This is a genomic window from Janibacter sp. HTCC2649 (assembly GCF_000152705.1).
Classification (GTDB): domain Bacteria; phylum Actinomycetota; class Actinomycetes; order Actinomycetales; family Dermatophilaceae; genus Knoellia.
Genome location: NZ_CH672413.1, coordinates 3,753,749 through 3,768,253, shown reverse-complemented (window position 1 = coordinate 3,768,253; position 14,505 = coordinate 3,753,749). Strand labels below are relative to the sequence as shown.

The 14,505-nt window shown below is 69.0% G+C and carries 13 protein-coding genes; 8 read left to right on the top strand and 5 right to left on the bottom strand.

Annotated features, from left to right (window positions below):
- The first annotated feature begins 136 nt into the window (after positions 1 to 136).
- The gene (locus JNB_RS18025; protein WP_009777964.1) at positions 137 to 1,843 is read left to right on the top strand and encodes a DUF885 domain-containing protein; all 1,707 of its coding nucleotides are present in this window, start codon (positions 137 to 139) and stop codon (positions 1,841 to 1,843) included.
- 128 nt (positions 1,844 to 1,971) lie between these two features.
- On the opposite strand, the gene JNB_RS18020 is transcribed toward JNB_RS18025, so the two are convergent.
- Positions 1,972 to 3,249, bottom strand: coding sequence for a lipase family protein (locus JNB_RS18020; RefSeq protein WP_009777963.1), 1,278 nt, complete (start codon positions 3,247 to 3,249; stop codon positions 1,972 to 1,974).
- A 140-nt stretch (positions 3,250 to 3,389) separates the two neighbouring features.
- Between JNB_RS18020 and JNB_RS18015 the strand changes: the two genes are divergently transcribed.
- From JNB_RS18015 to JNB_RS17995, 5 genes are all read left to right on the top strand, one after another.
- Positions 3,390 to 5,291 carry a Na+/H+ antiporter gene (locus tag JNB_RS18015; protein ID WP_040883967.1) on the top strand — a complete coding sequence of 634 codons (1,902 nt, stop codon included), beginning with the start codon at positions 3,390 to 3,392 and terminating at the stop codon, positions 5,289 to 5,291.
- A 42-nt stretch (positions 5,292 to 5,333) separates the two neighbouring features.
- Positions 5,334 to 5,618: a hypothetical protein gene (locus JNB_RS22255; protein WP_009777961.1), complete on the top strand. Its 285-nt coding sequence runs from the start codon at positions 5,334 to 5,336 to the stop codon at positions 5,616 to 5,618.
- A gap of 245 nt (positions 5,619 to 5,863) precedes the next feature.
- Complete coding sequence (locus tag JNB_RS18005) at positions 5,864 to 6,547, top strand: nucleoside triphosphate pyrophosphatase (RefSeq protein WP_237700694.1); 684 nt, start codon at positions 5,864 to 5,866, stop codon at positions 6,545 to 6,547.
- Positions 6,548 to 6,602: 55 nt separating this feature from the next.
- Complete coding sequence (locus JNB_RS18000; protein WP_009777959.1) at positions 6,603 to 7,079, top strand: hypothetical protein; 477 nt, start codon at positions 6,603 to 6,605, stop codon at positions 7,077 to 7,079.
- Positions 7,076 to 7,393 (top strand): transcriptional regulator, encoded by a 318-nt coding sequence (locus JNB_RS17995; RefSeq protein WP_009777958.1) that lies wholly within the window; start codon positions 7,076 to 7,078, stop codon positions 7,391 to 7,393. The genes JNB_RS18000 and JNB_RS17995 overlap by 4 nt, the downstream gene beginning before the upstream one ends.
- A 3-nt stretch (positions 7,394 to 7,396) precedes the next feature.
- Here JNB_RS17995 and JNB_RS17990 read toward each other — a convergent pair whose 3' ends face one another.
- Positions 7,397 to 8,959: an acyl-CoA carboxylase subunit beta gene (locus JNB_RS17990; protein ID WP_009777957.1), complete on the bottom strand. Its 1,563-nt coding sequence runs from the start codon at positions 8,957 to 8,959 to the stop codon at positions 7,397 to 7,399.
- Between the two features lie 13 nt (positions 8,960 to 8,972).
- Positions 8,973 to 10,160, bottom strand: a complete 1,188-nt coding sequence (locus tag JNB_RS17985; RefSeq protein ID WP_009777956.1) for an acyl-CoA dehydrogenase family protein — start codon at positions 10,158 to 10,160, stop codon at positions 8,973 to 8,975.
- Positions 10,161 to 10,223: 63 nt separating this feature from the next.
- On the opposite strand from JNB_RS17985, the gene JNB_RS17980 reads away from it, so the two are divergent.
- Both JNB_RS17980 and JNB_RS17975 read left to right on the top strand, forming a co-directional pair.
- Positions 10,224 to 10,622, top strand: a complete 399-nt coding sequence (locus JNB_RS17980) for a MerR family DNA-binding transcriptional regulator (protein WP_009777955.1) — start codon at positions 10,224 to 10,226, stop codon at positions 10,620 to 10,622.
- A 107-nt stretch (positions 10,623 to 10,729) separates the two neighbouring features.
- Positions 10,730 to 12,709 carry a VWA domain-containing protein gene (locus tag JNB_RS17975; RefSeq protein ID WP_009777954.1) on the top strand — a complete coding sequence of 660 codons (1,980 nt, stop codon included), beginning with the start codon at positions 10,730 to 10,732 and terminating at the stop codon, positions 12,707 to 12,709.
- Here JNB_RS17975 and JNB_RS20710 read toward each other — a convergent pair.
- Complete coding sequence (locus tag JNB_RS20710; protein WP_009777953.1) at positions 12,682 to 14,034, bottom strand: protein kinase; 1,353 nt, start codon at positions 14,032 to 14,034, stop codon at positions 12,682 to 12,684. The genes JNB_RS17975 and JNB_RS20710 overlap by 28 nt on opposite strands.
- Complete coding sequence (locus JNB_RS22085) at positions 14,027 to 14,479, bottom strand: helix-turn-helix domain-containing protein (RefSeq protein WP_009777952.1); 453 nt, start codon at positions 14,477 to 14,479, stop codon at positions 14,027 to 14,029. The genes JNB_RS20710 and JNB_RS22085 overlap by 8 nt, the downstream gene beginning before the upstream one ends.
- Between the last annotated feature and the right edge of the window lie 26 nt (positions 14,480 to 14,505).

Genomic DNA, 14,505 nt, shown 5'->3' with positions numbered 1-14,505 from the left:
GTGACCGTTGGGCGAGAGTGGTTGCCGGGGGTGAGGTTGCGAGGGGCCGGACCACCGCCATTCGCGTCCTATTGGACGATTGTTGTCGTGGGAAATGGGGCGGCGAGGCCGCAGCCGCGCGGGTAGCGTGCGGCGGGTGACTGACTCTCCTGCCGCGCCCACCGCCGCTCGCACTCCCACACCCGTTGATGCCATCGCCGAACAGCACTTCGATGCCGTGATGCAGAACAGCCCGATCGAGGCGACCTATCTCGGCGTCGACGTTCGCCAGGACGAGTTCGACGACTTCTCGCCGCAGGGATATCGCGCTCGTGCCGACCTCGCCCGCGCCACCCTCGCCCAGCTAAACACCGTCGAACCTCAGGACGACATCGACCGCGTGACGATCGCCGCCATGCGCGAGCGGCTCCAGCTCGACGTCGACCTCCACGAGGCCGGTCTCGACCAGTGCGACCTCAACGTCATCGCCTCCCCCATGCAGTCGGTGCGTGATGTCTTCGACCTCATGCCGACCGACACCCAGGAGGAGTGGGCGACGGTCACCCGCCGCCTCGGCGCCCTCCCGACCGCCCTTGAGCAGTGGCGCGGTTCGCTCCTCGCCTCGGTCGACGCCGACCCCACCCGCATTTCCGCCCGGCGCCAGGTCAAGGCCTGCATCGCACAGTGCGACGACCTCGTCGGTGACAAGGGCTTCTTCGCGACCTTCGCCGCCGACGCCCGCACCGGCGGTGACACTCCCCTGCCCGACGCCGCCCAGGCCGACCTCGTCGCAGCCGCCCAACGGGCCGCCGACGCCTACGCCGACCTCAAGACCTTCCTCGCCAACGAGCTCCTCCCCCGCGCCCGCCCCGAGGATGCCGTCGGCCGCGAGCACTACCAGGTCGCGAGCCGCGTCTTCCTCGGCGCCACCGTCGACCTCGAGGAGACCTACGCGTGGGGCCAGGAGGAGACCGCCCGCCTCGACGCCGAGATGCGCCGGACGGCCGACCGCATCACACCTGGCGCCAGTATCAAGGAGGCCATCGCAGCGCTCGGTGAGGACCCGGCATACAAGCTCGAAGGCACGGACGCTCTCCAGAAGTGGATGCAGACCAAGGCCGACGAGGTCATGGACCTGCTCGACGGCACCCACTTCGACATCCCCGAACCCGTGCGCACCATCGAGTGCCGGATCGCGCCGACCCACACCGGGGGCATCTACTACACCGGCCCGAGCGAAGACTTCACCCGCCCGGGGCGCATGTGGTGGTCGGTGCCCAAGGGTGTCGAGACGTTCGGGACCTGGGCCGAGCTGAGCACCGTCTATCACGAGGGCGTGCCGGGGCATCACCTCCAGGTGGCGCAGACGACCTATCGCGCCGAGCTGCTCAACCGTTGGCGCCGGATGCTCTGCTGGGTGAGCGGTCACGGCGAGGGGTGGGCCCTCTACGCGGAGCGGCTCATGACCGAGCTCGGCTACATGGACGACCCCGGCAACTACCTCGGCTTCCTCGACGCGCAGTCACTGCGAGCCGCCCGCGTCGTGCTCGACATCGGCATCCACTGTGGGTTCGAGGCACCGGCCGAGGTCGGCGGCGGCGACTGGACCTACGACAAGGCCTGGCAGTACCTCAGCGCCCACGCCAACAACGACGAGGCTTCGCTCCGCTTCGAGCTCGACCGCTACCTCGGCTGGCCGGGTCAGGCCCCGAGCTACAAGATCGGCGAGCGCATCTGGATGCAGCTGCGCGATGAAACCGCTGCGAGAGAGGGCGATTCGTTCGACCCCAAGGCGTTCCACCGCCGCGCCCTCGATGTGGGTTCGGTCGGGCTGGACGTCCTCGTGGAGGCCCTGCGGGCCTGATCGGGTTTGGCGTGTCGCGTCCCCAACCGTCCAATGGGTGAGTTCGGGACGGACCGAAACGCGAAAGGTATGCCGGTCGCTCGGGTGAGCGACCGGCATACCCTGCGTTGTGGTTCAGTCCGTCAGGGTCACCAGATCAGCCAGCAACCACTGACCTGCGGGAGTCCGGCGAAGCGCGCCTCGAAGAAGGCGTAGCTCTCTGCGGACGAGGGGAACGCGCCACCGATGTGCGTGGGCCCGACGTTGGCCGACAGACGCACGTTGGCTCCCTTGCCACACCAGTCCTTGGCGAGCTGCTTGCCCACGGCGTAGGGAATGACGTCGTCGATGAGCGAGTGCGAGATCAGCACGGGCGCGGACGGCTTGCGGTTGCCGATGCGGTTCTCGGCGATGACCGACTTGAAGGGCTCTTCGGCGAGGTAGGCCGTGATCGGCCGGCCGTCCTTGGTGAGGGTCGCCGAGTTCTGGAAGGCCGAGTTGGCGAGGTCGAAGACGCAACTCCCCTCGGTGCGCTTGGCGACGGCCTTGCCCGCATCGTTGAGGTAGGAGTTGATGTCGATGCCGTGCCCGGCCGCCAGACCGAGCAGGGCGTAGTTGAGGAATTCGGCGTAGAAGCTCTTGTCGAGGTTGGCCGCGACCTTGGCGAGATCCGCCGGCACGGCCCCGGCGACGGTGCCCTTGACCTTGAGCTCAGGGGCATAGGTGCCCGCGAGCTCAGCCGCGGATGCGGCCGCACCGCCGCCCTGCGAGTAGCCGTACAGGCCAACCGGTGTCGTGCTCCTGAGCGTGGTCCCGGGGCGCTTGAGGGCGGCGCGGGCGATGTCGAGCACGGCCTGGCCCTGCGCGGCGCGGTTCATGTAGGTGTGCGTTCCCGGCGTCCCCAGGCCCTGGTAGTCGGTGAGCGCGACGGCATAGCCACGGTTGATGAGTCCCTGCATGAAGATCTTTTCGTACATCGTGAAGCTCTCGGCGAGCTGGCGAGACGGGGCGCACCTGTCGCCGACGCCCATCGTCCCCGGGGCGAAGCTGATCAGCGGGCGGGAGCTCAGGCCGATCCACGGCGTCTTCGGCTCGAAGATCGTGCCGGTCACGGCGATGGGCCGAGCGAGCCGGTCCTTCGACGCGTACATGACGCGGGTGGCCGACACGGTCAGGCTCGACAGCCCCAACGGGTCGATGAACTCGGTGGCCGGTTGGGAGCGGATGATCGTGCCCGGAGTGCCGGAAATGGCCGCCGGCGGTTCGTAGAAGGCTGGGCGGGCCGGCTCGGGGGTGTTGGTGACGGTCGTCGCGCCAGCAGTGCCGGGGATGGAGTCCGGGCCAGCGAAAGCGGGTGCGGCCAGGGCGGCCGTGAGACCGAGGGTGGCGAGCGGGACGAGAGCCCGGCGGAACATGCGTGACGTCATTGTCAGCCTTTGTTCGAGTGGAGGTCGAGCGAAAGAGCACTTCGCGGTGGCTGAAACCTACCGTTGGGTAACCAACCTCGCAAGACTTACGGTCTCGTAGGTTCGTCACACGGCGAGCGGTGATCCCCGACAATGTGCAGGTGGACCTCGCCCTCACGCTCGCCGCCATCGCCGTGACCGTCATCCTCGTGGCGCGCCTCAGCGCCCCGCTCGGACTGCCCGCCCCGATCGCGCTCCTCATCGTCGGACTCATCGCGTCCGTGCTGCCCTTCATCCCCGACGTCTCGCTCGACCCTGACGTCGTCCTCCTCGGCCTGCTCCCACCGCTGTTGTATGCCGCCGCGCTGAACACGTCGCTGGTCGACATCCGCGCCAATCGCCTACCGATTCTTGGCCTGTCGGTGGGGCTCGTGCTCTTCACGACGTTCGGCGTTGCGCTGCTCGCGTGGTGGTTGCTTCCGGCCGTGCCGTTCACCGTGGCGGTGGCACTCGGCGCGATCGTGGCACCCCCCGACGCCGTTGCCGCGACCGCCGTCGCGCGTGGAATCGGTCTGCCACGCAGGATCACCACGATCCTCGAGGGCGAATCACTGCTCAACGACGCGACCGCCCTCGTGACCTTGCGGACCGCAATCGCGGCCGCTGGGCTGGCCACCTCGCATCACGGATTGGCCTCTCACGGACCGGTCTCCACGAGTTCGGTGGCCCGCGACTTCAGCCTGGCCGTCGTCGGGGGCGTGGGTGTGGGCTGGGTCGTCTTCATGCTCATCGGGCTCATCCGCAAGAACCTCAACGAAGCGACGTCCGACACCGCCCTGTCGTTCGCGGCGCCGTTCCTGTCCTACCTCCCGGCCGAGCAGCTCGGCGCCAGCGGCGTGCTCGCGGTCGTGACCACAGGGCTCCTCCTCGCGCACAAGTCCCTGGTCCTGCAGTCCGCAGCCTCGCGGCTCAGCGAACGCGTCAACTGGGCCAGCATCACCTTCCTCCTCGAGAACACCGTCTTCCTCCTCATCGGGCTGCAACTGTCGAGCACGGTCGCCGACGTGCAGGCGAGCGAGATCTCGCTCGGTCGTGCCGTCGTGGTCGGACTCGTCGTGCTTCTGGCCGTACTCGTCCTGCGGCCGGTGTGGATGTTCCCGTTCAGCTGGATCTCCGCGCGACTCGGGGGCGCAGAACGGGTGCCGGGCAAGGCGGCCAGCATCGCCGTCACCTCGTGGGCCGGCATGCGTGGCGTGGTGACGTTGGCGGCAGCCCTCACCCTCCCGGCGACCACTCCCGAGCGCCCCACGCTCATCCTCATCGCCCTCATCGTCACCGTCGGAACCCTGGGCCTGCAGTCCTCGACGCTTCCTGCGCTGGCCCGTGCCCTGGGCGTGAGAGGGCCAGACCCGCGTGAGGACGCGCTCCAGGAAGCCACCGTCGTGCAGGCCGCGACGGGCGCCGGTCTGCGCTCGCTCGATGACGAGCCGAACCTCGATCCCGCTGTGGCACAGGAGCTTCGCAACAACGCGGAGCTGAGGGTCAATCGCATCTGGGAGCGACTCGGCACTCTGGGACCGAGCGAGTCGGAGCCCCCGACGGAGACCCGACGGCGACTGCGCATGGTCATGCTGGACGCCGAGCGGCGCGAGCTCGTCCGCATCCGTGACGAGGACGACGTGGACCACGAGATCCTGTCGAGCGTGATGAACCAGCTGGACGCGGAGGAAGCCGCCCTCACCTGGAGCATGAACCGCGCTGCCCGGTTGCGCGACACTCCCCTTCTCACACCGGACCAGGTGTCACCCGGCTGCGAGCACCTCACCTCCCTGCCCGACTGCGCGGTGCCGACGAGCACCGAGGGCTGCGTGGACTGCCTGCGTGAAGGCATGACCTGGGTGCACCTGCGGGTCTGCGTGTCGTGCGGCAACGTCGGCTGCTGCGACTCGTCCGAGGGGCAGCACGCCGCGAAGCACTTCGTGGCAGACAAGCACCCGGTGATGCGGTCGCTCGAGCCGGGCGAGGCGTGGCGCTGGTGCTTCGTGGACGAGGTCCTCGGCTAGTTCCCCAGCAGGTCCAGCAACTCATCGAGCATTGAGCCCTGCGTGGGTGCAGGCGTCGGCGACGAACTCGGCGCTGGCCCCGGCGGAGGAGTGCTGGGCGCCGCCGTGGACGGCGGAGGCGTCCGCTTGGCGGAACGCGAGGGTGAAGATGTCCTTGCAGGGTCGGGTTCGGTCGCCTCCGGCGTCACACTGGGCGTCTCGGCCGAAGTCCGCGCGTCGCTGGGCTCGGTCGCCGGGCCTGATGTCGCCGGATCCTCGGTCGTCGGCGACGCCGTCTCCGACGATGACGCATCCGGGGTCACCGTGGAGGGCGCGCTCGTGGCGTGAGGACTGCGACTGCTCTGCGACGTGGCGAGCGATGGTGCGCCCGGCCCGGCGTCGAGCGATTGGAGGGCCGCGGCAAAGGCGCCCGCCACGATGAGGACGACGCCCATGAGCACGAGTCGTCGTGCTGCTGCGAGACCTCCGGAGCGGTGGCGACGTGACGTCAAGCGCATGCAGAGATTCCGTTCGTCGTTCGGAGTGGCCTCCCCCTTCCTCCTCGGAGGCCCCCGACACCCTACGGTGAGGGCGTGCCCTCTCGCCCGTTGAAGCCCACCGTTCTTGTCCTTGCCTCCGCCTCGCCGGCCCGACTCGCGACCCTTCGCTCCGCTGGCGTCGAGCCCACCGTTCAGGTGAGCAGCCTCGACGAGGACGCCGCTCTCGCGGCAGCCGAGGAGATCCACGGCACCTTGCCCCCGGGCGACGTCGCACTACTCCTCGCTCGGGCCAAGGCCGAGGACGTCGTGCGCACTCGCATCGATGACGACGAGCCCGAATGCCTTGTCCTGGGCTGCGATTCGGTTCTCGAGCTTGATGGCGAGATCCACGGCAAACCCGCCGACGCCGCTGAGGCGACATCGCGCTGGCAGCGCATGCGTGGCCGCTCGGGGGTGCTCCACACCGGCCACTGGCTCATTGACGACCGCGACCCCGATGATGGTGGAACCAGTGGCGTCGTCGGCGCCACCGCATCGACCACGGTGCACTTTGCGCAGATCGACGACGACGAGATCGCGGCCTATGTCGCGACCGGCGAGCCGATGCACGTCGCCGGCGCGTTCACTCTCGACGGGCTCGGTGCGCCCTACGTCCGCGCCATCGAGGGCGACCCCTCCAATGTCGTCGGAGTCTCCCTGCCGCTGCTGCGCGAGCTCCTCGCAGAGCTCGGCGTCCCCTGGCACGCCCTGCGGACATCAGCCGAAGAAACTACTTGACAGGTTGGAAAGTAGTTTCTTAGAGTCTCCTCATCGACAACGACAGGGGACAGTCATGAACGCCACCTCCAGCAACGACGCAGCCCAGGCCCGCGCCGCCCTCGAGCAGGCCGAGAACGCCAGCCTCGCGACCGACCGCGACCGCCGCATCCACGGCCTCGCCACCGCCGGCTTCGGTCTCCTGATGGGTGTCTACGTTGCGGCCTACCGGCTCGTCGACGGCAGCGGCTGGGGTGAAGGGATCCTTCTCGGCCTCTACATCGTCACGCTGTTCAGCCTGGCCGCATGGCAGCGACGTGCGGCCAACACCGTCCCCCGCAACGCGCGCCAGATCGGCTACGTCGGGGTCATCGGCTCGGCGATCCTCGTGCTCGCGTCGATCATCTGGATGAACATCCGCCAGGGCGACAACCGCGTCGCCGGCATCGGCGACCAGCCCGACCACTGGTGGGTCTACGCGATCGTCGGCATCGTCACCTCCCTGCCGTCCCTGGCCGCTGGTCACGTGATCTTCTACGGCCAACGCCGATGACCCCTGGGAAAAGCCCGGCAACGGGTCATGCCCGCTTCCAGCTCGACGAGGTCATCCACGCGCCCGTCCGGTTCAGCATCGTCGCCGCCCTCGCGACGGTCGACGAGAGCGACTTCGCCACCGTCCGCGACGCCATCGAGGTCTCCGACTCGGTCCTGTCCAAGCAGGCCAGCGCCCTCGAAACCGCCGGCTACGTCAAGATCCGCAAGGGCTACGTCGGCAAGCGGCCACGCACGTGGCTCTCGCTCACCAGCCGGGGGCGGACGGCATACGCGCAGCATTTGACCGCGCTGCGCGCGATCGCCGGCGGTTGAGAATCAGACGGGGGGTATGCCGCGTCGCTTGCTTGCGAACGTGCGGTCCCGGTGCGCTGCGTAACGCAGGCGCTTGAGGAGCTCGTCGCGCAAGTGCTCGGGCTCGGTGACCTGGTCGATGACGAGGTCCGACGCGAGGCGTTCGAGGTCGACGTCCTCTTCGTACTCACGCCGCTTCTCGGCGACGAAGGCGTCACGGGCCTCGACACCCTCAGCAGCCTCAACCTCGGCGATCTTGTTGGCATAGACCGCGTTGACGGCGGCCTCGGGACCCATGACGGCGATGCGAGCCGTGGGCAGCGCGATGGTGGCGTCCGGGCCGAACCCGGGCCCGCCCATGGCGTAGAGGCCGGCGCCGTAGGCCTTGCGCACGACAACGCAGAACTGCGGCACCGTGGCCGACGAGACCGCGGACACCATCTTGGCACCGTGGCGGATGATGCCACCGCGCTCGACCTCGGAGCCGATCATGAAGCCGGGGACGTCGGCGAGATAGATGAGCGGGATCGAGTAGGCGTCGCACAGCCAGATGAAGCGAGCAGCCTTGTCGGCGCTGTCGGTGAAGAGCACCCCACCCTTGACCATCGAGTTGTTGGCCACGATGCCGACGGTCTCGCCGTTCATGCGGCCCAAACCGATGACGAGCTCAGGGGCGAAGAGCGCCTTGATCTCGAAGAAGCTGTCGTCATCGATGAGCCCGTCGATGACGTCGTGGACGTCGAACGGCTGGCTCTCGCGCTCGGGCACCGAGTCACGGGTGAGGGGTGCCAGCGGCGCCTCGGCCTCGTAGGACGGGGTCGGCGACTGCCAGTTCTGCGGCACATAGGAGAAGTAGAGCTTGGCCATCTCGATGGCCTCGGCATCGTCCTGGACGAGGATGTCGCCGACTCCGGAGACGGTGCAGTGCATCCGCGCCCCGCCCATGTCTTCGAGCGAAACCTTTTCTCCCACAACCATTTCGGCCATGCGAGGGCTACCGAGATACATGCTTGCGTTGCCCTCGACCATGATGAGCAGGTCGGTGAAGCTGGGGATGTAGGCGCCCCCAGCGGCCGACGGCCCGAAGAGGCAGCAGATCTGCGGGACCTTGCCCGACAGGGCCACCTGGTTGTGGAAGATGCGGCCGGCGCCGCGGCGCCCGGGGAACATGTCGACCTGGTCGGTGATCCGGGCACCGGCGGAGTCGATGAACCAGAAGATCGGCAGCTCCTCCCGCAGGGCCATCTCGGTGGCGCGCACGATCTTCTCGACGGTGAGCGCCCCCCAGGACCCGGCTTTCACCGTCGGGTCGTTGGCAATGACGATGACGGGCCGGTCGTCGACCGTGCCGCGGCCGGTGACCACGCCATCGGCGGGCAGCCCCGTGGAGAGGGCGTTGGCGTAGCGGCCGTCCTCGATGAAGCTGCCCTCGTCGATGAGCAGGGCGATGCGGTCGCGGACATAGAGCTTGCCCTGGGAGGCGAGCTTGGCCGCCGCCTTCTCGGGCGCGGTCGCCGAGGCGGCGTGCGCGAGCTCCAGCCGACGACGGACGTCGGCGACCTTGGGATCAGACTCACTCACCGGCATACCCATCACTCTGTCAGTCGCCGAGGCCGAGGTGACGGGCAATCAGCATGCGCTGGACCTCGCTCGTGCCCTCGCCGATCTCGAGGATCTTGCCGTCGCGGTAGAAGCGGGCCACGGGGTACTCCTCCATGAAGCCATTGCCACCGAAGATCTGTACGGCGATGCGGGTGGCCGTGACGGCTGCCTCGCTGGAGTAGAGCTTGGCGATCGAGGCGGCCTGCTTGACCTCCTTGACGGAGCGTCGGCCGGCTTCCAGCTCGTCCTTGAGCCACGCAGCCTTGTAGGTCAGGAGGCGAGCGGCCTCGACCGAGACCGCGAGATCGGCGATCTGGAAGGAGACACCCTGGTTGGCGCCGATGGGGCGACCGAAGGCGGTGCGGGTCTTGGCGTAGTCCGTGGAGAGGTCGAGCATCGCCTGGGCCATGCCCACGGCCAGTGCCGAGATCGCGATGCGACCGTCGTCGAGGGTCTTGAGGAACTGCTTGAAGCCCTGTCCCTCCTCGCCGAGAAGGTTGGCCTCGGGGACGCGGACGCCCTGGAAGGTCAGACCGTGAGTGTCCGAGATGTGCCAGCCGAGCTTGTCGTAGGCCGGCTCGACGGTGAATCCCGTTGTGCCAGAGGGGATCATGATCGCGCTGATCTGGGCGTTGCCGTCTGTGTCAGTGCCGGTGCGGGCGGTGACCGTGACGACGGACGTGATGTCGGTTCCGGAGTTCGTGATGAACGCCTTGGCGCCGTCGACGACCCACTCGCCACCATCGCGCGCGGCCTTGGTGCGCGTGGCACCCGCGTCCGAGCCGGCGTCGGGCTCCGTGAGACCGAAGCCGGCGAGGGCGCGACCGGCGACGAGGTCGGGCACCCAGCGCTGCTTCTGCTCCTCGGTGCCGTAGGTCAGGATCGGATTGATGCCGAGGCCGACACCCGCCGACAGGGTGATGCCGATGGACTGGTCGACGCGACCGAGCTCCTCGATGGCGACACAGAGGCTCGTGAACGCACCGCCCTCTTCGGGATCGAGGCTGCCGCCGAACTCCTCCGGGACGACGAGACCGAAGAGCCCGAGGTCGCCCATCTTGGGGACGAGGTCCGCCGGGAAGTGGTGGTCCTTGTCCCACTGCGCGACGTGGGGCGCGACCTCGCGCTCGGCGAAGTCGCGGACGACCTTGCGGAAGTCCTCGTGGTCCTGGCTGAGCTCGAACATCGGTGTCCTTCGTCTGGCGATCGGGTCTTGACGTTGACGTAAACGTAAAGCAAACTACCGCCCATGGCAACCCCTTCCGACGAGCGCGAGCAGACCTGGACGATCCGCCAGATCGCCGAGGAGTTCGACGTCACCCACCGCACGGTGCGCCACTATGAAGAGCTCGGCCTCATCACCCCGGAGCGAGTCGGCACGACCCGGATCTATCACCGCCGCGACAAGACCCGGCTCAATCTCATCCTGCGCGGCAAGCGCCTCGGCTTCCCGCTCGAGGAGATCCGCACGATCATCGACCTCTACGACGCTCCCCGCGGTCGACGCAGCCAGCTCGAGTACGTCCTCGGCCAGATCGACGAGCGCCGCACCGACCTCGAGCAGCGTCGCCGCGACCTCGACGACGCAATCTCGGAGCTGGGGCAGTTCGAGAAGTCCTGTCGCGCGGACCTCGGGCAGCTGAAGTAGTCGGGTGGACGTGACCGGGGAGTTCTCCCCCGCGCTCTAGGTTGATCCCAACACCGGGGCCTGCGTATGTTTGCGATAGCAAACAGACCTGTGGAGGGGAAGAGACCATGCGACGGACCATCACTGCGACAGCAGTCGCCATCACCGTGGCCTGCGTGGCCCTGCTGCCGACCGTGTCGGCGGTCGCCGACGTGAGCGATGACCCGGTGCCCGGCAAGCTGCTGCTCATGCTCGACGCGTCCGGGTCGATGAAGGCCAAGGACCCCAGCGGCCTCACCAAGATCGAGGCCGCCAAGAAGGCCCTCACCGGTGTCGTCGGCGCACTGCCCGACACCGCCCAGGTCGGACTCCGGGTCTACGGCGCCACCGTCGACGGCAAAGGAAAACCCACCCCCGCCGCGTGCGCCGACACCCAGCTCATCACCCCGATCGGCACGATCGACAAGCCAGCCCTGACCTCCGCCATCAGCGCGATCAACGCGCTCGGCGAGACCCCCATCGCCCACTCCCTGACCGAAGCCCTCAAGGACCTCGGCCCCACCGGCAAACGCAACATCGTCCTCGTCTCCGACGGCGAGGAGTCCTGCACTCCCGACCCCTGCCCCGCCGTCAAGAAACTCACCGCAGGCGGCGTCGACCTCCAGATCGACACCGTCGGCTTCGGCGTCAACGCCAAAGCCCGCTCCCAGCTCCAATGCATCGCCGACGCCGGCAAGGGCACCTACTACGACGCCAAGGACGCACCCGCCCTCGCCGCCTCGCTCTCCAAGCTCAGCCAACGCGCGCTGCGACCCTTCACCGTGACCGGCACCCCCATCACCGCGACCTCCACCCCGGAGACCGCCCCTGTCGTCACCCCGGGCCAGTACACCGACACCGTCACGACGGGTGCAGCCCAGCGCTACTACAAGGTCCGCCGCACCGCCGGCTCGACCATCAGGTTCTCGATCACGGCTCGGCCCCCGGCCAACCCCGAGGACTACAGCTCCGAGCGCCTGGACATCGAGGCGCGGCTCCCGGACGGCACCCGATGCGAGGGCGAGAACGCGCTGCGTTTCGACCCGGGTCAGCGGACCGAGGCCGTCGTCTCGGCGATGAGGATCGCCGGACCCAAGGACGCCGACGACACCGACGACTGCGCGGTGGCCACGGAGTTCCAGGTGTCGGTCCACCGCCCCAAGGGAGCTCCTGGTGAGGTCCCGGTGGAGGTGCTCTACGTCGAGGAGCCGCCCGTCACCAACGCCTCGTCGCTGCCGCCGGCACTCCAGGCCAAGGACGTCACCCCGCTCATCGCACCGGCCACGGGTGCTGGTGCCCCGGTCGTCGGCGGCGGCGGCTTCTCCGATGCCCTGACTCTCCAGCCGGGCACCTACAGCGATGTCATCCTCCCCGGTGAACAGATCTTCTACCGCGTTCGCGTCGGCTACGGCCAGCGCGCCGGGTTCACCGTCGACGCACCCACGCCCGGCCAGACGCTCACCATGAGCAGCACGTCGTACACCGCCTTCGCCGTGGACGCCTACACGTCCTGGCGCTACCCGATCAGCAGGACCAGCTCCAAGCCCGCCAACGCCGGGAGCATCGGGCCAAGTGGCGCCTCGATCGTGCTCGGCGAGTACACCCCGGAGGTCCGCTACCTCAACCGCGAGGCACCCGGCGGGTCCGGCCAGTACTCCTTCGTCCCTCTTCGAGAGGTGAGCCTTCCGGGTTTCTACTACTTCGCCCTGGGTCGCAGCGCCGAGAAGGCGGGCGCGGACAGTGCCGTCCCTGTCACCGTGCGCCTGCGCGTCGCCGTCGAGGGTGAGACGACAGGAACACCGGCGTATGCCGGTGCGGCACCGGTCGATCCCGCGTCACCCAACGCTTCGCCCGAGCCCACCCCCTCGACCGGAGCGGAAGACGCCACGGCGGCTGCTCCCCGGACGGACGACCCGTCGCCGTCGCCGCTGCCCTGGGTGCTCGGAGGACTCGTCGTCGTCCTCGGCCTGGCCGCCGTGACCACCGGCCTGCTCCGCCGCAGGACTCGTGGGCACGACGACACCCTGGTCGCTGCGGACGATCAGCCCGGCGGCGGATCCCAGGCGTAGCTCCCGTTGTCGCGGCGCTGACAGACGACGGCGACCCCGTCGACGGTCTGCTCCCTCACGCCCACATCGCTGAACTGGCAGGGCTGGCCCGGCGTCACCACCACGGTCCCGACGCCGACGGAGCCCTGAGGGGTGGCCGAGGACGGGCTCGCGGTCGGTTGACGTGTCGGTGACGCGCTGGGGGTGGCCGTCGGCGACGTCGCGCTCGGGGTCGAGGACTGAGTCCGGTCGGTCGTCCTCGAGCCGTCATCGTCGGAGGACCACGGCGACCACAGGACGAACCCGGCAACTGCGGCAAGGACGACGAGGGTGGCGAGCAGCACGGCGATCCCACTTGACGGCCCACGCGAGTTCGAACCAACTGCACTGTCCCGCAACTGTTCTGGCGTCGCAGGCGAAGTCGAATCCGGTGCTTGCGCTGGGGGCAGGAGCGGCAACGGTGCCGGCTCCACGAGCGCGTTGCGCACACGCGTCGCGTCGTCGGGGCGGGCGCTGAGCTGGGCGATGCCGGCGCCCGGTTCCGGCACGTGACGCAGGACCTCGACGTCACTCATGGCATCGGCGCGCCACTCGAGCACCGGCACGTCGAGTCGTCGGAGCACCTCGCCCGCTGTCTGCGGACGGGCGGCCGGGTCGATGCGAGTCAGCTCGATGAGGAGTCGCCAGAGCTCGTCCGGCGTGCCCGCAGGACGCGTCGGCGAAGCCGAGGGGCGCTCTCCAGTGAGCATCGCAATGCCGACCTGACCCACGGCATACAGGTCTGCTGTGGGATCCGGCTCGGCCCCGAGCTGCGACTCCGGTGCGCTGTAGCTCGGGGTTCCGGACCACTGTCCGGTCTGCGTGAGTCGGACGCCGTCGAGTTCGATCGCGATGCCGAAGTCGGTGAGGAAGGCGTGGGGTCGGTCGGCGCCCGTGGCCGCGAGCAGGACGTTCGCGGGCTTCACGTCTCTGTGGAGGATGCCCGCCGCGTGCACGGCATCGAGCGCCCCGGACAGCTGGCGCAGGATCTCGGCGACGAGCCGCGGAGGGAGCGGCCCGTGGTCACCGATGAGGCTGGCAACCGAGCCACCCTCGACGACCGGCATGGTGAAGAGGACCCGGTCGTCCTCCCCCGCCCAGCCCAAAGGCGTCAGGACGTGCGGGTGGACGACGCGGAAGGCTTGCTCGCGCACGAACCGGAGCAGCGAGACGGCATCCGACTGCCGCAGCACCTTGGCCGCGACCATGCGCTCCTCTCGGGAGTCCCACACCCGCCAGACCGTGCCCATGCCGCCCTCACCGAGCGGGTCGAGCAGCTCGTAGCGGCCCGCGAAGACCTCACCCACGGGCGACCCCGGCGGCGCGTCGAAGCTGGTCGGCGAGCACCGCCGCTCCCGCGGCCTCAGCTGCTGTGGCCGTGGCCAGCAGCTGCTCGACCGAGGCCGAGGTGGCCAAAGCCCGGACGGTCTGGGCGTCATCGGTCGCTGCCCCCGTCAAGGTCGACTGCTCCTCGCGGATGGCCGAGATGCGGGTTTCGATCTCGTCCGGAGAGAGCCCGTGGCCCTCACGCGCCAGGTCCAGGAGGCGCTGCAACCGGTGAACGACAGCGGGATTGCCGATCTTCACGCGCTGCCCGCTCATGAGCTGCGACAGCATCGGGGCCGAGAGACCGAGCGCCTCGGCCAGCCGACCCTGCGTCAGGCCGAGGCTGCCCCGGACCGTCGCGCCCAGGTCGGCGAGCGGCGCGCCATAGAGGGCGCGCTGCTGCTCGAGGGCTTCGGTCGATGTCACACCGGCATCCTAGGTCGGTAGGCGAT

Coding starts and splice junctions, on each gene's coding strand:
- JNB_RS17995 (WP_009777958.1), top strand. CDS start 7,076: ATGACCCCTGGGAAAAGCCCGGCAACGGGTCATGCCCGCTTCCAGCTC.
- JNB_RS17990 (WP_009777957.1), bottom strand. CDS start 8,959: ATGCCGGTGAGTGAGTCTGATCCCAAGGTCGCCGACGTCCGTCGTCGG.
- JNB_RS17980 (WP_009777955.1), top strand. CDS start 10,224: ATGGCAACCCCTTCCGACGAGCGCGAGCAGACCTGGACGATCCGCCAG.
- JNB_RS17985 (WP_009777956.1), bottom strand. CDS start 10,160: ATGTTCGAGCTCAGCCAGGACCACGAGGACTTCCGCAAGGTCGTCCGC.
- JNB_RS17975 (WP_009777954.1), top strand. CDS start 10,730: ATGCGACGGACCATCACTGCGACAGCAGTCGCCATCACCGTGGCCTGC.
- JNB_RS18020 (WP_009777963.1), bottom strand. CDS start 3,249: ATGACGTCACGCATGTTCCGCCGGGCTCTCGTCCCGCTCGCCACCCTC.
- JNB_RS18000 (WP_009777959.1), top strand. CDS start 6,603: ATGAACGCCACCTCCAGCAACGACGCAGCCCAGGCCCGCGCCGCCCTC.